The 20,407-nt window shown below is 39.5% G+C and carries 23 protein-coding genes; 14 read left to right on the forward strand and 9 right to left on the reverse strand.

What is annotated here, in order from left to right; genetic code table 11:
• The first annotated feature begins 1 nt into the window (after position 1).
• The 6 genes from atpA to B5D46_RS03265 all read left to right on the forward strand — a co-directional run bounded on the left by atpA (position 2) and on the right by B5D46_RS03265 (position 7,388).
• Positions 2–1,543 carry a F0F1 ATP synthase subunit alpha gene (atpA, locus tag B5D46_RS03240; RefSeq protein WP_078928209.1) on the forward strand — a complete coding sequence of 514 codons (1,542 nt, stop codon included), beginning with the start codon at positions 2–4 and terminating at the stop codon, positions 1,541–1,543.
• Between the two features lie 10 nt (positions 1,544–1,553).
• Positions 1,554–2,417 carry a F0F1 ATP synthase subunit gamma gene (atpG, locus tag B5D46_RS03245; protein ID WP_031490856.1) on the forward strand — a complete coding sequence of 288 codons (864 nt, stop codon included), beginning with the start codon at positions 1,554–1,556 and terminating at the stop codon, positions 2,415–2,417.
• Between the two features lie 19 nt (positions 2,418–2,436).
• On the forward strand, positions 2,437–3,852 hold the full coding sequence (gene atpD, locus B5D46_RS03250) for a F0F1 ATP synthase subunit beta (protein ID WP_031490857.1): 1,416 nt from the start codon (positions 2,437–2,439) through the stop codon (positions 3,850–3,852).
• A gap of 14 nt (positions 3,853–3,866) precedes the next feature.
• Positions 3,867–4,295 carry a F0F1 ATP synthase subunit epsilon gene (locus tag B5D46_RS03255; protein WP_078928210.1) on the forward strand — a complete coding sequence of 143 codons (429 nt, stop codon included), beginning with the start codon at positions 3,867–3,869 and terminating at the stop codon, positions 4,293–4,295.
• 355 nt (positions 4,296–4,650) lie between these two features.
• Positions 4,651–5,922: an aromatic amino acid transport family protein gene (locus B5D46_RS03260; protein ID WP_078928211.1), complete on the forward strand. Its 1,272-nt coding sequence runs from the start codon at positions 4,651–4,653 to the stop codon at positions 5,920–5,922.
• 68 nt (positions 5,923–5,990) lie between these two features.
• Positions 5,991–7,388, forward strand: a complete 1,398-nt coding sequence (locus tag B5D46_RS03265) for an L-serine ammonia-lyase (protein ID WP_078928212.1) — start codon at positions 5,991–5,993, stop codon at positions 7,386–7,388.
• A 48-nt stretch (positions 7,389–7,436) separates the two neighbouring features.
• Here B5D46_RS03265 and rsmD read toward each other — a convergent pair whose 3' ends face one another.
• Positions 7,437–8,003 carry a 16S rRNA (guanine(966)-N(2))-methyltransferase RsmD gene (rsmD, locus tag B5D46_RS03270; protein WP_078928213.1) on the reverse strand — a complete coding sequence of 189 codons (567 nt, stop codon included), beginning with the start codon at positions 8,001–8,003 and terminating at the stop codon, positions 7,437–7,439.
• A 129-nt stretch (positions 8,004–8,132) separates the two neighbouring features.
• On the opposite strand from rsmD, the gene ftsY reads away from it, so the two are divergent.
• Positions 8,133–9,443 (forward strand): signal recognition particle-docking protein FtsY, encoded by a 1,311-nt coding sequence (gene ftsY, locus B5D46_RS03275; protein ID WP_078928214.1) that lies wholly within the window; start codon positions 8,133–8,135, stop codon positions 9,441–9,443.
• A 120-nt stretch (positions 9,444–9,563) separates the two neighbouring features.
• Positions 9,564–10,436 (forward strand): RNA polymerase sigma factor RpoH, encoded by an 873-nt coding sequence (gene rpoH / locus B5D46_RS03280; protein ID WP_078928243.1) that lies wholly within the window; start codon positions 9,564–9,566, stop codon positions 10,434–10,436.
• Between the two features lie 33 nt (positions 10,437–10,469).
• On the opposite strand, the gene rapZ is transcribed toward rpoH, so the two are convergent.
• The 8 genes from rapZ to B5D46_RS03320 form a co-directional block, all read right to left on the reverse strand.
• Complete coding sequence (gene rapZ / locus B5D46_RS03285) at positions 10,470–11,348, reverse strand: RNase adapter RapZ (protein ID WP_078928215.1); 879 nt, start codon at positions 11,346–11,348, stop codon at positions 10,470–10,472.
• A 24-nt stretch (positions 11,349–11,372) separates the two neighbouring features.
• Positions 11,373–11,885 (reverse strand): PTS sugar transporter subunit IIA, encoded by a 513-nt coding sequence (locus tag B5D46_RS03290; RefSeq protein ID WP_159443009.1) that lies wholly within the window; start codon positions 11,883–11,885, stop codon positions 11,373–11,375.
• Between the two features lie 64 nt (positions 11,886–11,949).
• Positions 11,950–12,234, reverse strand: a complete 285-nt coding sequence (gene hpf, locus B5D46_RS03295) for a ribosome hibernation-promoting factor, HPF/YfiA family (protein WP_031490866.1) — start codon at positions 12,232–12,234, stop codon at positions 11,950–11,952.
• Positions 12,235–12,469: 235 nt separating this feature from the next.
• The gene (locus tag B5D46_RS03300; RefSeq protein ID WP_234973814.1) at positions 12,470–14,068 is read right to left on the reverse strand and encodes an RNA polymerase factor sigma-54; all 1,599 of its coding nucleotides are present in this window, start codon (positions 14,066–14,068) and stop codon (positions 12,470–12,472) included.
• Positions 14,069–14,086: 18 nt separating this feature from the next.
• The gene (gene lptB / locus B5D46_RS03305) at positions 14,087–14,812 is read right to left on the reverse strand and encodes an LPS export ABC transporter ATP-binding protein (RefSeq protein WP_078928217.1); all 726 of its coding nucleotides are present in this window, start codon (positions 14,810–14,812) and stop codon (positions 14,087–14,089) included.
• An 18-nt stretch (positions 14,813–14,830) separates the two neighbouring features.
• Positions 14,831–15,349, reverse strand: a complete 519-nt coding sequence (lptA, locus tag B5D46_RS03310) for a lipopolysaccharide transport periplasmic protein LptA (protein WP_078928218.1) — start codon at positions 15,347–15,349, stop codon at positions 14,831–14,833.
• Positions 15,315–15,893, reverse strand: coding sequence for an LPS export ABC transporter periplasmic protein LptC (lptC, locus tag B5D46_RS03315; RefSeq protein ID WP_078928219.1), 579 nt, complete (start codon positions 15,891–15,893; stop codon positions 15,315–15,317). Before lptC ends, lptA begins: the two co-directional genes overlap by 35 nt.
• On the reverse strand, positions 15,880–16,443 hold the full coding sequence (locus B5D46_RS03320; protein WP_031490878.1) for a KdsC family phosphatase: 564 nt from the start codon (positions 16,441–16,443) through the stop codon (positions 15,880–15,882). The genes lptC and B5D46_RS03320 overlap by 14 nt, the downstream gene beginning before the upstream one ends.
• Positions 16,444–16,787: 344 nt before the next feature.
• On the opposite strand from B5D46_RS03320, the gene B5D46_RS03325 reads away from it, so the two are divergent.
• From B5D46_RS03325 to yjgA, 6 genes are read left to right on the forward strand one after another with little or no spacing between them, the layout of a single operon-like run.
• Complete coding sequence (locus B5D46_RS03325) at positions 16,788–17,594, forward strand: ATP-binding cassette domain-containing protein (RefSeq protein WP_031490879.1); 807 nt, start codon at positions 16,788–16,790, stop codon at positions 17,592–17,594.
• Positions 17,594–18,367 (forward strand): lipid asymmetry maintenance ABC transporter permease subunit MlaE, encoded by a 774-nt coding sequence (mlaE, locus tag B5D46_RS03330; RefSeq protein ID WP_078928220.1) that lies wholly within the window; start codon positions 17,594–17,596, stop codon positions 18,365–18,367. Before B5D46_RS03325 ends, mlaE begins: the two co-directional genes overlap by 1 nt.
• A gap of 16 nt (positions 18,368–18,383) precedes the next feature.
• A complete protein-coding gene (gene mlaD / locus B5D46_RS03335) occupies positions 18,384–18,911 on the forward strand; it encodes an outer membrane lipid asymmetry maintenance protein MlaD (RefSeq protein WP_031490881.1) in 528 nt (175 codons plus the stop codon).
• 12 nt (positions 18,912–18,923) lie between these two features.
• Entirely contained in the window at positions 18,924–19,535 is a 612-nt protein-coding gene (locus B5D46_RS03340) for an MlaC/ttg2D family ABC transporter substrate-binding protein (RefSeq protein ID WP_078928221.1), read from the forward strand.
• 23 nt (positions 19,536–19,558) lie between these two features.
• Positions 19,559–19,807, forward strand: a complete 249-nt coding sequence (locus tag B5D46_RS03345) for an STAS domain-containing protein (RefSeq protein WP_031490883.1) — start codon at positions 19,559–19,561, stop codon at positions 19,805–19,807.
• 3 nt (positions 19,808–19,810) lie between these two features.
• Complete coding sequence (yjgA, locus tag B5D46_RS03350; protein ID WP_031490884.1) at positions 19,811–20,374, forward strand: ribosome biogenesis factor YjgA; 564 nt, start codon at positions 19,811–19,813, stop codon at positions 20,372–20,374.
• Positions 20,375–20,407 lie beyond the last annotated feature (33 nt).

Genomic DNA, 20,407 nt, shown 5'->3' on the forward strand with positions numbered 1-20,407 from the left:
AATGCAACTTAATTCAACTGAAATTGCTGATTTAATCAAACAAAGGATCCAGCAATTTAAAGTTGTGACAGAAGCTCGTGATGAGGGTACTATCGTTTCTGTTAACGACGGTATCGTAAGAATTCATGGCCTGTCCAACGTTATGCAGGGCGAAATGCTTGAGTTTGGTGGCGACTTATACGGTTTGGCCTTGAACTTAGAGCGTGATTCTGTTGGTGCTATTGTTTTAGGACCATACGGTGAACTTTCAGAAGGCATGACTGTACATAGTACCGGTCGTATTCTTGAAGTTCCTGTTGGAAATGAATTGCTTGGAAGAGTTGTTAACTCTTTAGGTGCTCCAATTGATGGTAAGGGACCAATTAACTGCAATACCTACTATCCTGTAGAAAAAATTGCTCCAGGTGTTATTGCACGTCAGAGTGTTTCTCAGCCTATTCAGACAGGTTATAAAGCCGTTGACTCAATGGTTCCAATCGGACGTGGTCAGCGTGAGCTTATCATTGGAGACCGTCAGACAGGTAAAACTGCCTTAGCGATTGATACTATTATCAATCAGGTTAAATATGGCGTTCGTTGTATTTATGTTGCTATTGGACAGAAAGCTTCTACTATCGCTTCAGTAGTTAGAAAGCTTGACGAAGAAGGTGCTCTATCAAACACTATCGTTGTAGTTGCATCAGCTTCTGATACTGCAGCTCTGCAGTATATTGCTCCATATGCCGGTTGTGCAATGGGTGAGTTCTTCATGGATAACGGCGAAGATGCTCTGATTATCTATGACGACCTATCAAAGCACGCTGTAGCTTATCGTCAGATTTCACTGCTGCTACGTCGTCCTCCAGGGCGTGAAGCTTTCCCAGGTGACGTTTTCTACTTACACTCACGTCTGTTAGAGCGTGCATCACGTGTTAACGCTGAGTATCTGGAGAAGATGTCAGGTGGTAAGATTGTTGGAAAGACCGGTTCTCTAACCGCACTGCCAATTATTGAAACACAGGCTGGTGACGTTTCAGCATTCATTCCTACCAACGTAATTTCTATTACAGACGGTCAGATCTTCTTGACTACCAGCTTATTTAACTCTGGTATCAGACCTGCTGTAGATCCTGGTATTTCAGTGTCACGTGTGGGTGGTGCTGCTCAGACCAAGATTATGAAGAAGTTATCTGGTGGTATCCGTACCGCTCTGGCTCAGTACCGTGAACTTGCAGCTTTCGCTCAGTTCTCATCAGACCTTGATGATGCAACACGTAAGCAGCTGGATCATGGTCAAAAGGTTACCGAGTTAATGAAGCAGAATCAGTATGCTCCACTAACTGTTGCAGAGCAGGCACTTGTAATTTTTGCTGCTGAAAGAGGATTCTTAGAGGATGTTGATCTTTCAAAGGTTCTAAGCTTTGAAAAGGCTCTTCTCGAGTTTGCTCATTCAAAATATGATTCATTGATTAAGGATATTGATGCAAAGCCTGATTATTCAGATGATGTTGCTAACAAGCTATCTGATTTAATCAAAGACTTTAAATCAACACAGACTTTCTAGGAGCTCTTAAATGGCAGGTGCAAAGGAAATACGTACTAAGATAGCTTCTGTGCAGAATACACAGAAGATTACTAGTGCTATGCAGATGGTAGCCGCCTCTAAGATGCGTAAGGCTCAGGAAAAAATGAGCCAGTCTCGCCCTTATTCAAAAGGTCTTTACGACATTATTGGTCATATTGCAGCCTCACATTCTGAGTTCCATCATCCATTCATGGAATCAAGAACAGTTAAGAATGTGGGCTTTATTATCGTCTCAACTGACCGTGGTCTGTGTGGCGGTCTTAACATTAACCTGTTCCGTAAGGTTCTTCAGAAGATGAATGAATTCAAGGAGCAGAATATTAACGTTAAGCTTGCATTACTAGGCTCAAAGGCCAGTGGCTATTTTAATAGAGACGGCTTTGAAGTACTCGCTTCACATTCTGGATTTGGTGATGATCCTCAGCCAGAAAAGCTTGTTGGTGCTATCAAGGTTATGACTGATGCTTATCTGAATGGCGAAATAGATGCCATTTATATAGCAAATAATGTCTTTAAGAATACTATGGTTCAGATCCCTGAATGTGAACAGCTTCTTCCTCTTGTTCCATCAAAAGATCAGGAAGTTAAGAAGCATCACTGGGATTATTTGTATGAGCCAGAACCAGAGGCAATTTTAAAGGTCGTACTTGACCGTTATGTAATGCAGATGGTTTATCAGGCTGTTTTAGAGAATCTTGCTTCAGAACAGGCTGCACGTATGGTTGCAATGAAAGCTGCAACTGATAATGCAGAGACTCTGGTAAGTGATTTACAGCTTGAGTATAACAAGGCAAGACAGGCAGGTATTACGATGGAGCTAAATGACATCGTATCTGGTGCATCAGCGGTTTAAAAATTAAGAGGAATTAAAAATGGCTGAAACTTCAAGTCGTGCTGGTGAGAAAGGTACAATCGTACAGATCATTGGCGCTGTTGTTGACGTTGAATTCCAGGAAGGTCATATTCCAGAGCTTTATGACGCTCTGGAGGTTAAGGGCGATGGTAAGCATCGTTCAGACCTAGTTCTTGAGGTTCAACAGCAGATTGGCGGTGGTGTGGTACGCTGCATTGCCATGGGTTCTTCTGACGGTTTGAGCAGAGGAATTGAGGCTGTAAATACTGGTGCCGGTGTTAAGGTTCCAGTTGGTCGTGAGACCCTAGGACGTATTATGAACGTTTTAGGTCAGCCTGTAGATGAGAGAGGTCCTATCGGACAGAAAGAGGATTGGGAAATTCACCGTCCAGCTCCTACCTATGCTGAGCAGTCATCAACTACAGAAATTCTAGAAACCGGTATTAAGGTTATGGACCTTATCTGCCCATTTGCTAAGGGTGGTAAAGTTGGTCTGTTCGGTGGTGCCGGTGTGGGTAAGACAGTTAACATGATGGAGCTTATCAATAACATTGCTAAGGCTCACTCAGGTCTATCTGTATTTACCGGTGTTGGTGAGCGTACTCGTGAGGGTAACGACTTCTACCACGAAATGCAGGAATCAAAGGTTATCGATAAGGTATCAATGATTTACGGTCAGATGAACGAGCCTCCAGGGAACCGTCTACGTGTTGCTCTGACAGGTCTGACTGTTGCTGAGAAGTTCCGTGACGAAGGTCTGGATGTGCTTCTGTTCATCGATAACATCTATCGTTATACACTGGCTGGTACAGAGGTATCTGCTCTGTTAGGCCGTATGCCTTCAGCTGTGGGTTACCAGCCTACACTGGCTGAGGAAATGGGTGTATTACAGGAGCGTATTGCTTCAACTAAGAAAGGTTCTATTACATCAGTTCAGGCTGTTTACGTTCCTGCTGATGACTTGACCGATCCTAGCCCAGCAACTACATTCGCTCACTTGGACGCAACCATCGTTCTGTCACGTCAGATTGCATCATTAGGTATTTACCCTGCAGTTGATCCTCTGGCTTCTACATCTCGTCAGCTGGATCCATATGTTGTTGGTAAGGACCACTATGAGGTAGCTCGTGGCGTTCAGTCTGTTCTGCAGAGATATAAGGAACTGAAGGACATTATCGCAATTCTAGGTATGGATGAGCTTTCTGAAGAAGATAAGCTTGTTGTTGCTAGAGCTCGTAAGGTTGAACGTTTCTTATCTCAGCCATTCAGCGTTGCTGAGGTATTTACAGGTTCTCCAGGTAAATATGTTCCATTGAAGGAAACTATCCGTGGATTCAAGGGAATTATCGATGGTGAATATGATAATTTACCTGAGCAGGCTTTCTATATGGTTGGTACTATTGACGAAGCTATAGAAAAAGCTAAGAACTTATAATAGAGGGGTGGAAAATGGATTCAATATCATTCCATCTGAACGTAATTAGTGGCGTTAGTTCATTGTATTCAGGACTTGTACAGTCTATACGTGTTACAGGTTCTGAAGGTGAGCTTGGCGTCAGATACGGTCATACTCCTTTATTAACCACCATCAAGACAGGTATGGTTTCTCTTGTCGACATCAACGGCAAGGAAGATCAGATTTATCTGGCTGGTGGTATTTTGGAAGTTCAGCCTGACAATGTAACAATTCTGGCTGATACAGCTCTGCGCGCTGACGATATTGATGAATCCAAGGCACAGGAAGCTATCAAGGCTGCCAAGGATGAAATTAACCGTCATGGTTCAGGTGATGCTGACTATGCTCATGCGTTATCTAAGCTGGCAGATGCTATGGCTAGAATCAAGGTTGTCGAAATTGCAAAGAATCGTCGTCGATAATTTGAATTAAATCACACCTTTCAAAAACCCTCTATTTTTTAAGAGGGTTTTTTAATTCTCTTCTGAGTTATAAAATACTGTTTTCGCAATTTTTGCAGAAACGGGAAATATTCTTCTAAACCCGCATAAAATCTAGACTTTGTAAAGTGTTATTTTGAGATTCTTGATGTAATACACAAACAATTTGTATTTAGTTTTAATTGACTCATGTTTTATTTGAAAAAGTGGTGACTGAAAATGTTTATGCACTTAAAATGGGCATACTTTGTTACCGATGAATGTTCGGACAAGGTATTTTCAGATTTGAAAAACCAGAACCTAGGTTTTTCTATAAAACATAAGGAATTTAATAAATATGGAAATAACTAATACTTCTGCTTCTTCTCAGGTTGCAACCAGCAGCACTAGAGAAAAATGGCACAAGTTCGACATCATGTGGATGCTGAACTTATTCGGAACTGCTGTCGGCGCTGGAATTCTGTTCCTGCCAATTACAGCTGGTATGTCTGGATTATGGCCATTAGTTGTTATTACTCTAATTGTTGGCCCTATGACATACTTCGCTCACAGAGGTCTTGCCAGACTAGTTTTGGCATCATCATTAAAAGATGGCGATATTACCAATGTTACTGAGGAATTCTTCGGTAAATCTGCAGGTATGATTATTACCGCTTTATATTTCTTCGCTATCTACCCAATTCTTCTGATTTACGGTGTAAGTATTACCAATACTGTAGACAGCTTTATCGTAAATCAGTTACACATGAGTGCACCTCCAAGAGTAATTCTTGCAGGCATCTGTGTATTCTCATACATTGCTATCATCATCTGCGGTGAGAAACTGGTACTTCTGTTTAACGAGAAGCTTGTATACCCACTATGCTGCATTCTGTTTGCAATGTCTTTATATCTGATTCCAAAGTGGGATTTATCTCAGTTCAGCTATGTTCCTGATTTTGGCAGCTTTGCATCTACTCTATGGATTACCATTCCTGTTCTAGTATTTGCATTCAACCACTCACCTGCAATCTCAACATTTGCTGTATCACAGAAAGAGCGTTATGGCGAAAAGGCTGAAAAGTATGCAAGCCGTACCTTAAAGTACACCAGCGGTATTCTTGTTCTGTTCGTTATGCTGTTCGTATTCTCATGTGTATTATCACTATCACCACAGGATTTAAGCATGGCAAGAGCTCAGAATATCAGCATTCTGTCATATCTTGCTAATAAGTTTGATGCTCCTGTAATTGCTTACTTTGGTCCATTCGTAGCTTTTCTGGCTATCTCTACCTCATTCTTCGGTCACTACATGGGCGCAAGAGAAGGTTTAAACGGCATCATTGTAAAGCTAACCCCAGGTGCTAAGATGGTAAGCAAGCGCAGAAACCGTGCTATCACCATTTTCTTCCTGGTAACCCTATGGTTTGTTGCAACTGTTAACCCAAGTATCCTAAGTCTGATTGAGTCACTTGGCGGTCCTATCATTGCAATCATCCTGTTCTTAATGCCTATGTATGCGATTGCTAAGGTTCCTGCAATGAAGAAGTATCAGGGTAAATTCTCTAATGTCTTCATTACTGTAATGGGTATCGTAACTATTGCTTCATTATTATTAAGCTTTATTTAATAAGTAAATTATGTAGGCCTGGGTAGTATTTATCTGGGCCTATTTGTTGATATATAAGAATAAAAATTATGTCAGAATTAAAAGAAATACTTCGTAACAGACCTCCGGTAGAAACTGCTATTTTTGATTTTTTCAAGGTAGGTCCTGGTCCATCTAGTTCACATACAATTGGACCAATGAAAGCAGGAAACGATTTTTACAATAAGATTTCAGCACTGCCTGATGATTTGATTTCAAAAGCAGCTGAGATTGAGGTAACCTTACTTGGCTCCCTGTCTGCAACCGGTGTTGGTCACGGCACTGATTCTGCTGTTCTTGCCGGTATAATCGGTAATATTCCTGAGAAATGTCCAGGCTCCGTGCTGCAGGATATTAAGAAGAATCCTGAAAAGAAATACGAAATTAAGCTAAAAAACAAATCAATTACTGTAGGTCTGGACTGTATAAAGTTCGGTCCTGTAAAACATGATTCTCCTTACAACAACACCATGCTGATTACTCTGCTTGATGCAAACAGAAATAACCTTTTTGAGGTTGAATACTATTCTGTTGGCGGTGGCTTTATTCAGTGGAAAGGCTGGAAGGAAGAGGAAAGAGGCAAGCCTGTTCATCCATACGGAACTATGAAAGAGCTTCATATGAGACTTCAGGAAACAGGTCTTACCATGCATGAGCTTATTCTAGAGAATGAGATGTCCATAACTGGTCTTACCCGTCCTCAGATCTGTGAAAAGCTGGATGAGCTTATGGACGTTATGTACGACTCTGTAAAGAGAGGTCTTAATAACGTTGGCAAACTTCCTGGACATCTTGGTGTTTGGAGAAAGGCACAGGCTATTCTGGAGCAGTATAAGACCAATAACTTTGAGGCAGACAGACTGATGGGCAAGATTAACTCTTATGCCTTTGCTGTTTCTGAAGAAAATGCCTCTGGTGGTGTAATTGTAACCGCTCCTACATGCGGTGCAGCAGGTGTTATTCCTGCACTTCTGTATGCGATGCGTAATGATATGAGTCTTGGTGACAGAGCTCTGCGTGAAGGTTTACTTGCTTCTGCTGCAGTAGGTATGTTATGTAAGCACAATGCCGGTATTGCAGGCGCTGAAGTTGGATGTCAGGGCGAAATCGGAGTAGCTTCCTCCATGGCTGCTGCTATGCTTGCTCATGCAAGAGGTTATGATGCCAGTGTAGTAGAGAATGCTGCGGAAATTGCCCTTGAGCATCATCTTGGTCTAACCTGTGATCCAGTTGGTGGCTATGTTCAGATCCCTTGTATTGAAAGAAATGCAATGGGTGCTATCAAGGCTTATAACGCTGTGCTTCTTGCTACAGCAGAAAAGAACACCCAGCATAAGGTATCTTTAGATGCTGCAATTATGGCTATGAATGAAATCGGAAGAAACATGAACATCAAGTTCAAGGAAACAAGTGCCGGTGGACTAGCTGTTAGTGTAGTTGAGTGTTAAGAAAGGTATTTCCATTTCATCCTCATTGGATGAAATGGAATATTAGGATTAGAACAGCAGACTGCTTTTCTTCATCAGAGTGTATTTAGCCTGACCTGCGGTCTGTTCTCTGATGCATTCCAGTCCAGGAACGATCTGGTTAGAACCTTTTCTCATCTCTACATAGATTACTGAATTCTCATCAATAAGATTTCTTTTAAGGATAAGATTTAGAGTCTGCTCGTAAATATCAAGCTTATAAGGCGGATCAATAAATATGACATCAAACTTCTGTGATGCATTTTCAAGATAGTTTATAGCGTTAGCCTTAATAACTTCTATATTGTCTGAATTAAAGCTCTGAGCAACGCTCTTAAGAGAATCAGCTGTCTGTGGATTCATTTCTACAAGAGTAACCTTTTTAGCTCCTCTTGATAATGATTCAAAACCTAATGCTCCAGAGCCTGCAAACAGATCAAGGACATTTGCGTTTTCAATATTGCTGCCAAGCCATGAGAAGATTGTTTCTCTTACTCTGGCAGGTGTTGGTCTTAAACCTTCTGCAGACTTAACAGGTAATATTTTGCCTTTATATAAGCCGCCAATAATCTTTATTTCGTTTTCGTAACTGGACATATTTCTTCCTTTTTTAGGAATTGTAACAGAAACAGATTCTGACACAGTACCCAATAAAATGAAATATCGAAAAAATTAGCATATAATTGCATGAGTTTGTAAATTTAAATAGATAAATTGAGGACAATAATGGGCCTTTTTTCATTTTTCTCTAAAAAGAATAAAGACGAGAATCAGAACGAAGAGATTATTTCAGAAAAAGTAGAGCAGATTGAGACTTCATCTGAAGAAGTAAAGGAATCAGCTGATGCTGCAATCAGTAAAGAAGAGCCTGTAAAGGCTGAGATTTCTAATGAACAGCCAGAGATAGAGTCAGAGGCTTCTGAAAACACAGAGTCAGCACAGAAACAATTACATACTACTGAAGCTGTAAAAGAGGAAGCTGTACAGACTGTATCTGAAGAGACTGGTGAAAAGAAAGCAGAGACAATCTCTGAAGTCTCAGATGAGAAAGCTGATAATAAAACTGAAACAGATATGCAGCGTTCAGATGAGACAGAAAATGCTTCAGAGAAAACTGAAGAGACCAAGGTAAAGAGATCTTTCTTTGAAAGATTGAAGCGTACCAGAGAGAATCTGGCTTTAGGTATCGGTGCTCTTGTTTCTGGTAAGAAGATTGATGAGGACCTGTACGAGGAACTTGAGACTGCATTACTAACCGCTGATCTTGGTGTTGAGACTACCAACAGAATCATCGAAAAGCTAAGAGAAGAGTCAAAGCTTCGTGAACTGAAAGATGCAAGTGCATTAAAGAACAACCTGAAGAATATTCTTAAGGATATCTTAAAACCTTGTGCTATTCCTTTGGATGTTAAAAGAACCAATGATCTGCCATTTGTTATTCTGATGGTTGGTGTAAACGGAGCTGGTAAGACTACAACCATCGGTAAGCTTGCTCTAAAGTATAAAGAGCAGGGCAAATCTGTAATGTTGGCTGCTGGTGATACATTCAGAGCAGCAGCTGTTGAGCAGTTAAAGGAGTGGGGCACTCGTACCAATACTCCTGTGGTTTCTCAGCCAACTGGTTCTGACAGTGCATCTGTTATCTATGATGCTTTAACTTCTGCAAAGGCTCACAATACTGATGTGCTTATCTGTGATACCGCAGGAAGACTTCAGAATAAGGACAATCTGATGGAAGAGCTTAAGAAGATTGTCAGAGTTATGAAGAAGATTGACGAGAATGTTCCTAATGAGGTTATGCTGGTTCTTGATTCTACTACCGGACAGAACGCAGTTTCTCAGATGAAGATTTTCGGTGAGGCTGTAAATGTTTCTGGTCTTGCTCTGACCAAGCTTGATGGTACAGCAAAGGGCGGTGTTATTTTTGCTCTTGCAGACAAGTTTAAGGTACCAGTAAGATATGTTGGTATAGGTGAGAGTAAGGAAGATTTAAGAGTATTCGATGTAGATCATTTCGTTGATGCTCTGTTCAGCTAATGAAATTATTTCTCTAATAATGTAATTAAGCCGTCTTGATAAGCTTATAATTGTTGACCGTTTGTAAGTTACAGTTACGAAGAGATTAAGTTGTCAGATAAAGAGAATCAATCACTAGGAATGCTTGCCCCTGTTGGCAATATTGAAGGCTATGTTAAAGCCATCAATCAGGTTCCTATGCTTGAAATAGAGGATGAGAGAGCTCTTGCCATAAGATTAAGAGATTATGGTGATCTTGAAGCTGCAAGAAAGCTGGTGCTTTCACACCTCAGACTGGTAGTAAGCATTGCCAGAGGTTATTCTGGTTATGGCCTGCCTTTAGCTGACCTTATTCAGGAAGGCAACATTGGTCTTATGAAGGCGGTTAAGCACTTCGATCCTGATGCCGGTGCCAGACTTGCTGCCTTTGCTGTACACTGGATCAAATCTGAAATCCACGATTATGTAATCAAAAACTGGCGTGTGGTTAAGGTTGCAACAACCAAGGCACAGAGAAAACTCTTCTTTAAGTTAAGACAGAATAAAAAGCATTTAGGCTGGTTCTCTCAGAGTGAAAGAGAGTCTGTTGCCCAGACTCTTGGTGTATCTGAAAGTGATGTTGCAGAGATGGAATCAAGACTTGCTGGACAGGATATCGGCTATGATATGTCTGTAGAAGATTCATCTGAAAGTGTCGCTTCTCTTCCTATGCTTGCTCCTGCAGCCTACCTTGAAGATGAGAATTCTAACTTTGCTAAGAACTTTGAGAATAGAGACTACAAGAGCTTTGAGCTTGAACAGCTTGGTAATGCCTTAAACTCTCTAGATGAAAGATCAAAATATATCATAAAAAGAAGATGGCTTGATGAACAGAAGGCTACTCTTCAGGAGCTATCTTCAGAGCTTAAGGTATCTGTTGAGCGCGTAAGACAGATTGAAAACTCATCCTTAAAGAAGATCAAGGAAATGATCCTGCATGGTCAGGATTCAGGAACCAAGCTTATTACAAGATAAGCTTCAGTTAACACTTAAGTCTTTTCTTTTTAACTATTTCTTCATCTTCATTAAGGTACGATGGCGAACCTTTACGTTGGTGCCTCTTTCCTTAAATCTGTCAGCTAGTGTCTGTGCTATAAATACTGATCTGTGAAAACCACCTGTACATCCGACTGCAACCGTCAGGTAGCTTCTGTCTCCGACCTCTATTGCAGGCATGATATCAAGCAGAAGATCATCCAGCTTGTTTATATAGTTTTCAACTTCAGGATACTTGGAGAAGAACTGTCTTATTGGTTCCTCTAATCCGCAGTAGTTTCTTATACTCTTATCCCAGTATGGATTAGGGAGGAATCTTGCGTCAAAAACAAAATCAGCTTCCTTTGTAATACCATCCTTATATCCGAAGGATTCAAATATTAGTACAACCTCTTTGAATGGCTTTCCGTTAATGCTGGAGATAACATTCTTGCACAGATCATGAATGGAGAGGTTTGTGGTATCAATTCTTAAGTCTGCAACTGAAGAAATGATCTTAAGAATTTCTGTTTCCTTCTGGATAGCTTCATTAAGAGTTAAATTCTTTTGAGATAGGGGATGAAGTCGTCTTGTTTCTGAGTATCTTTTGATTAGGACCTGATCGTCGGCATCAATGAAGATGATTGTGCTGTCAATGTCTGGATCATTGTTTACTCTAAGATAGATATCATTCAGCATATCTTCATGGCCTGAGTCTGGAAGGTTTCTGACATCAATAGAAATCGCTATCTTAGGGTATGATTTCTTGGCCAGGTCAATCATGTTGTATAGAAGTTCAACTGGGAGGTTATCTACGCAGTAGAATCCAAGATCTTCAAGTGCGTGTAAAGCAACTGTTTTTCCTGAGCCTGATCTTCCTGATATTACAACTAGATCTACTTGATTATGCATAAATCTATCCTATTGAATTTAATCCTAATTTGTCTGTGTATTATCCTGAGATGGCTTATCAAGAATAAAATCAATCTTGTTTAAAAGTATGGCCAGTTTTGATGGCTCGTTCTTAACCAGTCTCAGTGAGTTCAGTAAGTCGTTGTTAGATAGAACAATGGTGATATTCTTCAGTAAGGATTCTATCTTAGCAGAATCATCATATTTGGAGATAAATAAACATAAAGCAATATCAATCAGCTGTTCATCTGAATCAATAGAGTTAAAGGTGATAGGTTTATCCAGAATGGAAAGAATGGCAAATGTTTCATGTTCCGAGTCTATGACTGCATGAGGAATTGCAATTCCAGGATAAAAAACGGTTGTACCGTATGTTTCTCTTTTATTTAATGCTTCAATAATTTCTTTTGCCGGCTTCTGAAGGACATAACCTGCACAGTCTGCTATTTCTTCGAAAAGTCTCTTTTTACTATAGCAGAAAAGGGGGGATAAAATTAAAGACTTGGGTATTACCTGTGTTTCAATGAATTTTATCAAAATAACTACCCTCAAAGACGAAAAAGCCCTGTCAATACAGGGCATTATATTAAATAATCACTTGTTATGACTTCATTTTCTCTTTGTATTTTACCAATTGTCCATCAACTTTATCAATTAATGCATCAATTGCAGGATACATACTTTCTGCTTCAGCTTCTGCATGTAGATTATTACCAACTACGGCCAGGTCAGCCTTTGCAATGTGGGCTAATTTTTCAACAGTTAGAGTTACTGAAATTGAAGTGATTAGATCTCCTTTTCTCTCAAGACGTTTGAATTTGTCATTCACATAGTCTTTTAATGAATCTGTAACTGTAATGCCAACACCATGGATATTAATTTGCATATTAACACTTCCTTAACCCGATCTTAGTGCCGGGTAAAACTAAAATGCAGTACTGAAATGTAACCACACTTCAATCTTAGGATTATTTTCAGATGATTTAAAGACGAAAGGTCACAAAAAAAATACTTTTTTATTTTCAATATATTATTTCGTGAAGTTATTCAATTTTTTTAAATTAATTGCAAATTTTTTTGTGTTTATTAATCGTATGGAAAATGAAAAGAGCTTAGATTAATTAAATCAGCTTCTTTCTTTGGGATGAAGACTCTATTCCTAATGCTTCTCTGTATTTTGCTACAGTTCTTCTGGCAACATTCATTCCTTTCTCTAATAGCATCTCTGAAAGTTTGCTGTCAGACAGTGGCTTGCGAGGATTTTCGCCGGCAATAAGGTCTTTGATAAATGATTTTACGGCAGTAGCTGAGGCAGCACCGCCATCGTCGGTTCCTACAGATGAGGAGAAGAAGTATTTTAGCTCAAAGGTTCCCTTTGGAGTATAGATGTATTTTTCTGTTGTAATTCTTGAAATGGTGGACTCATGCATCTCAATTTCAGTTGCAACATCATTTAAGACCATTGGCTTCATAGCTGATGGTCCTTTATCCATGAATTCTGTCTGATGTTCAACTATACACCGTGAAACTTTCAGAAGAGTTTCATTTCTCTTCTCAAGACTTGATATAAACCAGTTTGCTTCCTGAAGATGTGATTTGAAGAATTCCTTTTCCTGAACAGTTCTTGCCTGTTTTGAGAGCTGACTGTAGGCTTCGTTGATTCTGATAAGAGTATTTGCAGAGTTGTTTAGTTCTGCAGTGTAGCTGCCATCAGATTTTTTAACTACGATTACATCTGGAATTACAAAGTCTGTTTTCTTTGATGGTGCAAAATTTCCTGGTCTTGGATTCAGTTTCTTAAGTACTTCAATGATTTCCTTAAGGACATTTTCCTTGATAGACATTTTCTGGCACAGACTTCTGAAATCTCTGTTGGACAGCAGGTCTGAATATTCTGAAATCACCTTGATTGCAAGATCTCTGTATGGGGTAGAACTGTCCAGTTCATTAAGCTGAATAAGCATGCACTCAGCTGCATCTCTTGAGGCAACTCCGAGTGGATCATAGTGCTGAACAAGTTTCAGAATAGCTTTAACATCTTCAATAGTGGCTTCAGGATCGTCTTTCTGTACTGAAAGCAGAATATCCTCTAATGACTCGGTGATATATCCTGAATCATTGACGGCATCGATAATATTCATTGCAATAAGTTTATCGGTTCCATCAAGAGGAGACATTTCAAGCTGGAACATAAGATGATCATGAAGTGTTTCTGTGGTTTCGCCCTCGTAGATATCGTTATTTTCGATTGCAAGACCTTTTATGCTCTTGTTTATGTAATCGTCATTACGGATAATGTCTTCTTCTTTATTCTGGGATTCTGAAACATCGTTTGATGAGGAATCAAGATCAGAGGTTGTATGGTTTTCCTCAAGGTGGGTGCCTGCAGACTCATTGAATGGATCGTAGTTCTCGTTTCCATAATTGTCGTTATCAATCATGGAGTCAGAAATATTTTTTGCAGAAGAATCGTTGTCAAATGGATCAAAGCTGTCTGAGTCTGAATTCTCTCTTTCCTCAATAGCTTCTAGGGATTCATCGTTTGAATCCTGTGAGACCTTCTCTAAAAAGGGATTTTCTTCAAGAACCTGCTGAATTTCCTGCTCAAGCTCAATAGACGATAGCTGCAGCAGCTTGATTGCCTGTTGCAGCTGAGGCGTCATTGAAAGTGTCTGAGTTTGAGCTGTTCTTAATTGCAGCGCGTTTCTTATACCAGCCATAAATCCCTTATGTCTTTTTTACATTGAGAAGTCTTTTCCTAGATATACATCCTTTACTTTTGTATTGCTTAGAACTTCGTCTGCGCTACCCTGCGCGATAATCTGTCCTGCATTAACTATATATGATTTTTCACAAACATCCAAAGTTTCACGGACATTATGATCTGTAATTAAGATACCGATCCCTCTATTTCTCAAATGAAGGATAATCTCTTTAATATCGTTAACAGAAATAGGATCAACTCCGGCAAAAGGCTCATCCAGCAGAATGAATTTAGGATCAGCTGCAAGTGCTCTTGCGATTTCAACACGGCGTCTTTCTCCGCCTGATAGAGACATACCGGAATTATCTCTTAATCTTGTAATGTTGAATTCTTCCATAAGCTCGTAGACTTTTTCCTCTCGCTGAGCCTTGGTCATGTTAGGAACAAGCTCCATAACACCCATAAGGTTCTGATATACAGTAAGTTTTCTGAAAATAGAATTTTCCTGAGGAAGGTAGCCTAAACCAGCTCTTGCTCTGGCATGCATTGGAAGGGCGGTAATATCCTTTCCGTCCAGAATGATGTTTCCGCCTTCTGATGAAACAATACCAACAATCATGTAGAAGGAAGTGGTTTTACCTGCACCGTTAGGTCCAAGAAGACCAACGATTGAGCCGCTTTCAACATCAAGACTGACGTCTGATACAACGGTTCTTTTCTTATAGGTTTTCTTTAAATGTAATGCCTGTAATATGCTCATTCTTATTTCCAGTCAGTATTATTTCTTCAGTTCCTGTGGCAGGAATGTACTCTGTACTCTTCCTCCCTGGCTGTTCTCATTGGATGCCTTTAGCTGTTTTGTGACGGTATTGTACTCGATTCTTTCTCCGTCAACATGGGAGTTATCCTGCCAGATTGTTGCTCTTCCAATTAAAACCAGAAGATTCTTTTCTGGAAGATACTGAATAATTGATGACTGAGAGTGAATAATCTTTCCGTCATCCTGTTTCTGCTTGAAGGTTGCTGGTCTTCCGTAGGCTTTTACTTCCTGCAGTTCACCGCTGCTGTTTCTTGACAGCTCAGCCTTGTCTGCGTGGAGTTCCATACTTCCCTGAGTAGCAACAACATCCTTTATAAAAATTGCCTTGTTGGATTCAAAATCTGCAATCTGTTCTTTTGAAACAATGTTCAAAGGCTGTTCAACATCGTCTTTTAATGCGAACGCACTTTGTGATGCAAGGGCCATCATCAGTACCAGAAAATTAATCTTTCTTGCTCTTTGGATAATATGTAGCATGTGGTTTTCCCTTATAATTCATCACATTATTAGATAAATTAAATTTAAAATGAGTTCCTTCTGTCTTAAAGACATGTCCGTAAATAGTGACCAGATCCTTTGATGTTACTTCTTCTGTTGTAAAGTTGTAAACAAGATTGTCTGCAGTTGCCTTGTCGATGATTGCATCCTTAAAGCCCGGATAAATCACAACATCGCCGTTTACAACTGCATGATCATTGGTAACCATTCTGCCTTTCTGACCCTTTAAATGCCAGATGTTGGTCTTTCCTGATTCCTTGTGATTATATGCTGTAATCAGAGGATCATCAAAAATTAACAGATTTCTTGGCTCGTAAAACTCTGTTCTGGAGGCGAGCATGGTTCTGCTTACCTTTCCGCTCTTATCAAACAGTGTTCCGTTTGTATCGGTTGCAATAAAGGTAGGCATACCAGACATATCCTTAACTTCTTCTTTTTTTAAAGTTAAGGAATAAAAGTATATGGTCGATGAAATAACTGCAAACAGTATTGCAATCAGAATCGATTTTTTAGTAACGCTCATCAGCAAAGCCACCGTCAGGGTTTAAGATACCCTTTGAGATTAAAATCAGATCACAAAGTTCTCTTACAGCACCATATCCTGCATTGCAGGTTGTAATGTAGTCAGCCTGTTTTTTTATGAAAGGGTGGGCATCATGAGGACATACACTCAGTCCTGCAACTCTGAACATTGGCATATCGTTCAGATCATCACCGATACATACAGCCTCATCAAGAGATATATTGAGTTTTTCACATAATTCAGTCAGAGCAACATTCTTTGATTTCTCTCCCTGAATTACATGCTGAACATGCAGATCGTTCATTCTTCTCTGTGTAAGATGAGCTGTTCTTCCTGTGATTACAGCACACTCGATTCCTTCCTTTACTAAAGCTGCAATTCCAAAACCATCCTTGGTATTGAATCTTTTGAGCTCAAGATCGGTACTGTCATAAATAATGCCACCATCAGTAATTGTGCCATCGACATCAAAAGCCATCAGTTTCACTGATGATAGACGGGTCATGAATTCTGCATCAATTCTGCCGTAGCAGGTATTAACTTTCAACATAAAATTCCGGTATTTTCTTTTGGATTATTTAAATCCAGATAACATCAAAACCAGTACATTTTCTCTTGTACTAATTTTAGTTTAATTGAAATTATAAAGACTAGTAAAAAACATGCGTAATTATAACAACTATTAATGTGATTTTGCGATTAACAAAGATCAGATTGTTGTTCTATATACATACACAATTTGGCTTATACTGAAATTATGTCATTAAATTATTTGGTACAATGAATCTAGTTGAAATGATTCGTTTGGTTTTCTATAACAGTGTTATAACTTAGGTTAAACTCCAGCCGATAATTTTCAGATGAATTAGTTAGATTAATTTATTTAATGTGTTTATGAGTGAAATTCTAGACGAAGATAGTCTGATAAAAGTAAACAACGTATCCTTTTCTTATGCTAGTAAGCAGATTTATAAGAATCTGTCACTTAATATTCCTAAAGGAAAAATTACAGCGGTACTTGGTCCTTCAGGAACAGGTAAGACTACTATTTTAAGACTGATAGGTGCACAGCTTACTCCTGATGAAGGTACCATCGAATTTGATGGAATCAATGTTCATTCACTCAGAAGACAGGAGCTTTACGAACTCAGAAAAAGAATGAGCATGCTTTTTCAGAGTGGAGCTCTTTTCTCTGATATGAATGTTTTTGATAATGTGGCTTTTCCTATCAGGGAACATACCAAACTTCCCGAAGAACTGATCCATGACGTTGTGCTGATGAATCTTGAAGCCGTCGGAATGAGAGCAGCTGCCAACCTTTATCCTTCAGAGCTTTCTGGAGGCATGGCCCGTCGAGCAGCCCTAGCCCGTTCAATTGCTCTTGATCCTGATTTAATTATGTACGATGAGCCTTTCGTCGGTCAGGATCCTATTACCAAGGGTGTTCTGGTTAAGCTTATTGCCGATATCAACAAGTCACTTGGAAAAACATCTGTTGTTGTTACCCATGATGTTAAAGAGATTCTGGAAGTAGCTCACTACGTATATATTCTTTCAGAGGGGACTGTTTTAGGAAGTGGAACTCCTCAGGAAATTGTAAATAGTAATGATCCAAGAGTTATTCAGTTTATTCAGGGCGATTTTGATGGTCCTTATGCATTTAAACTAAAAGGCTCTCAGAACTATATCGAGGAGCTGTAATGACAGATTTGCTAGGTATTTTAGGAAGATATGCATTAAAGAAGATCTCCTCACTTGGAAGATCGACTGTTATATTTATTCATTCAATATTTGCGATACCAAATCTTAAAAAATCGTTTCCTTTACTGATAAACCAGATTTATTTTGTTGGTGTGCAGTCAATCATTATTATTCTGGTTTCAGGTCTGTTTATCGGAATGGTTTTAGGTCTGCAGGGATTCAATATTCTAAAGGATTTCATGGCTACAGGTTCACTTGGTACTCTTGTGGCCCTATCTATAATAAGAGAGCTTGGTCCTGTGGTTACAGCCCTTTTATATGCAGGTCGAGCAGGTTCTGCTCTGACAGCTGAAATAGGTCAGCTAAAGGCATCCGAGCAGCTTTCTGCAATGGAAATGATGGCAGTTGATCCTTTAAGACGAATCATTGCTCCTAGATTCTGGGCCGGTCTTATCAGTATGCCAATCCTTTCACTGCTGTTCTGTCTAATCGGTATTTACGGTGGAAAGCTTGTCGGTGTTGACTGGCTTGGTATTGATGACGGTATTTTCTGGTCAGGTATGCAGGCCAGTGTTGATGTTATTGAAGATTTGGGGCCGATGGTTATCAAAGCTGCTGTATTCGGTTTTGTATGTACCTGGATTGCTCTTTTCAACGGTTATGACTGCCGCCCAACTTCAGAGGGTATCAGTAGAGCAACAACAGCAACTGTTGTTCAGTCATCTTTAGCGGTTTTAGGTCTGGATTTCATACTTACAGCCTTAATGTTCTAATAGGGAATATATAACAATGAAGTATTTAAAAACAGAAATCATGGTTGGCATTTTTATGCTGTTAGGCATTATCGCTGCCTGTGTTCTTGCACTGCAGGTTGCTGGTCTGGTATTAAATTCCAAAGCAGAACTTTATACTGTTTATGCCAAATTTGAGAATATCGGTTCTCTTAGATTAAGAGCACCTGTCCGAATCGGAGGTGTGGCAATCGGCAGAGTAACAGCAATTAATCTTGATAACGATTCACTTACTCCTGTGGTTAGTATCGGTATTGAGAAAAAATTTGATAAAATCTCAAGTGAATCAAAAGCCAGCATTCAGACTTCAGGTATTATCGGTGAGCAGTATATTGCCATCACTCCTGGTTTTTATGACGAGGATCTGGGAACAACCTATCTGAAGGATGGTGATTCTATAGCAGATACTGGTTCTGCTGTAATTCTTGAGGATTTAATTTCAAAGTTTGTTTTTAATTCTTCGCAGGATTCTTCAAAAGCAGATGAATCTGCTAAGAGTTCAGATACAGAATTAACCAAAGAATAGGATGACTTGTTTATGAAAAAGATCATTGCATTAATTTCTGCCTTATTTGTTCTTATGTTCAGTTTTACTGCTCAGGCTAAATATGACATGAGCAACCCTTATAAACTGGCTAATGAAGTAGCTGTTAATACAATCAGCGAGATTAAGGCCAACAAAGACAAGCTTTCAGATAATTCTGTTGCAGAGAAGATTATTCAGGAACAGCTACTTCCTTATATCGATATTAAGTATGCCGCCTACAAGGTTATGGGAACATCCTTAAAGAGTCTTTCCAAGGAAGACAGAGAGAAGTTCACAGACGCTTTTGAGAAATACATGAAACAGAGCTTTGTTTCTGTATTGTCAAAGTACACCAATCAGGAAATTGTTCCTTCAGAGGTTAAGGATGTTCCTGACAGTGAATCTCTGGTTTCAGTTAAGATGATTATCCGCGAGAGCGGCAAGCAGGATCTTGAGCTGGTTTTGAAATTACGTAAGAATTCAAAGACCGGCGAGTGGAAGGCCTTTGATCTGATTGGTGAGAATATTTCAATGCTTGATGCAAAGGTATCAGAGATTTCACCAATTATTAAATCTCAGGGCGTAGATGCTGCAATTGCTAAACTGAATTCTATGGATAAATAACCAGATCTGTTTTGGTGTTTTAAATGGATAATTTGACTGAATTAACTTTCGCAACTGTTCCTCTTTTATGGAAACAGCGTGTGTCAATTTTTAAAGATTCAGTATTTGATATGCAGAATATCAAAAAGATTGACGCGGCCGGAGCTGCTTTTCTTGTGCAGTGGGCCAAGTCACGTGAAGATAAAAAGATTAAATTACTTAATGTTTCAAAAACCGCAGTAAATTTGATCACAACTTATAGACTTAATGAGATTTTTGAAATAGAGAATTAACTTATGGCAGAACAGAAACATTTTGAAGGATTCGATTCCGCTCCAGAAGAGGAGAGCCGTAGTGCCCATAAAAGAGAGGCTCAGGCAATCAGAAAGCTTGTGGAGAAGATTGCCGATTTAGGTGATCAGAGCTTTAAATCCCTGGTTATTCCACAGGATGTTAAGGATGCTCTGATTATTGCCAGAAAACTAAAGCCAAAGTCAGATGAAAGACGCAGACAGCTTCAGTATGTTGCAAAACTTCAGAGAGCATATGATGATTCTGATCTGGAGCAGCAGGTTAATATGCTAGGTGCATCTTCAAAGGTAGATCCTAATGCTCTAAAGCTTGAGAAGCTAAGAGAAAAGCTGATTAGTGGCGGTATTGAGGTTGTTAATGCCTTATGTAATCTCGCTGCAGAGATTGATAGAAACAAGCTTAGAAATCTGGTTAAAAAGGCAAAGGAAGAAGCAGCTAAAATCGAATCAGAGGAAGTTGCAAAACCTAACTCAAGAGCTTTATTCAAGTATGTAAAGACTGAACTTGCAAAGGCAAAGGTTCAGATCCCAGACGAACTAATCAAATAATCCAGAATCTGACGTCTTTGCCTTATGGTAGGA

The organism is Succinivibrio dextrinosolvens DSM 3072, assembly GCF_900167015.1.
Lineage (GTDB): Bacteria > Pseudomonadota > Gammaproteobacteria > Enterobacterales > Succinivibrionaceae > Succinivibrio > Succinivibrio dextrinosolvens.

What these genes read in the sequence shown, in the direction of transcription:
- atpA (WP_078928209.1), top strand. Translation starts at nt 2, where the DNA reads ATGCAACTTAATTCAACTGAAATTGCTGATTTAATCAAACAAAGGATC.
- atpG (WP_031490856.1), top strand. Translation starts at nt 1,554, where the DNA reads ATGGCAGGTGCAAAGGAAATACGTACTAAGATAGCTTCTGTGCAGAAT.
- atpD (WP_031490857.1), top strand. Translation starts at nt 2,437, where the DNA reads ATGGCTGAAACTTCAAGTCGTGCTGGTGAGAAAGGTACAATCGTACAG.
- B5D46_RS03255 (WP_078928210.1), top strand. Translation starts at nt 3,867, where the DNA reads ATGGATTCAATATCATTCCATCTGAACGTAATTAGTGGCGTTAGTTCA.
- B5D46_RS03260 (WP_078928211.1), top strand. Translation starts at nt 4,651, where the DNA reads ATGGAAATAACTAATACTTCTGCTTCTTCTCAGGTTGCAACCAGCAGC.
- B5D46_RS03265 (WP_078928212.1), top strand. Translation starts at nt 5,991, where the DNA reads ATGTCAGAATTAAAAGAAATACTTCGTAACAGACCTCCGGTAGAAACT.
- rsmD (WP_078928213.1), bottom strand. Translation starts at nt 8,003, where the DNA reads ATGTCCAGTTACGAAAACGAAATAAAGATTATTGGCGGCTTATATAAA.
- ftsY (WP_078928214.1), top strand. Translation starts at nt 8,133, where the DNA reads ATGGGCCTTTTTTCATTTTTCTCTAAAAAGAATAAAGACGAGAATCAG.
- rpoH (WP_078928243.1), top strand. Translation starts at nt 9,564, where the DNA reads ATGCTTGCCCCTGTTGGCAATATTGAAGGCTATGTTAAAGCCATCAAT.
- rapZ (WP_078928215.1), bottom strand. Translation starts at nt 11,348, where the DNA reads ATGCATAATCAAGTAGATCTAGTTGTAATATCAGGAAGATCAGGCTCA.
- hpf (WP_031490866.1), bottom strand. Translation starts at nt 12,234, where the DNA reads ATGCAAATTAATATCCATGGTGTTGGCATTACAGTTACAGATTCATTA.
- B5D46_RS03300 (WP_234973814.1), bottom strand. Translation starts at nt 14,068, where the DNA reads ATGGCTGGTATAAGAAACGCGCTGCAATTAAGAACAGCTCAAACTCAG.
- lptB (WP_078928217.1), bottom strand. Translation starts at nt 14,812, where the DNA reads ATGAGCATATTACAGGCATTACATTTAAAGAAAACCTATAAGAAAAGA.
- lptA (WP_078928218.1), bottom strand. Translation starts at nt 15,349, where the DNA reads ATGCTACATATTATCCAAAGAGCAAGAAAGATTAATTTTCTGGTACTG.
- lptC (WP_078928219.1), bottom strand. Translation starts at nt 15,893, where the DNA reads ATGAGCGTTACTAAAAAATCGATTCTGATTGCAATACTGTTTGCAGTT.
- B5D46_RS03320 (WP_031490878.1), bottom strand. Translation starts at nt 16,443, where the DNA reads ATGTTGAAAGTTAATACCTGCTACGGCAGAATTGATGCAGAATTCATG.
- B5D46_RS03325 (WP_031490879.1), top strand. Translation starts at nt 16,788, where the DNA reads ATGAGTGAAATTCTAGACGAAGATAGTCTGATAAAAGTAAACAACGTA.
- mlaE (WP_078928220.1), top strand. Translation starts at nt 17,594, where the DNA reads ATGACAGATTTGCTAGGTATTTTAGGAAGATATGCATTAAAGAAGATC.
- mlaD (WP_031490881.1), top strand. Translation starts at nt 18,384, where the DNA reads ATGAAGTATTTAAAAACAGAAATCATGGTTGGCATTTTTATGCTGTTA.
- B5D46_RS03340 (WP_078928221.1), top strand. Translation starts at nt 18,924, where the DNA reads ATGAAAAAGATCATTGCATTAATTTCTGCCTTATTTGTTCTTATGTTC.
- B5D46_RS03345 (WP_031490883.1), top strand. Translation starts at nt 19,559, where the DNA reads ATGGATAATTTGACTGAATTAACTTTCGCAACTGTTCCTCTTTTATGG.
- yjgA (WP_031490884.1), top strand. Translation starts at nt 19,811, where the DNA reads ATGGCAGAACAGAAACATTTTGAAGGATTCGATTCCGCTCCAGAAGAG.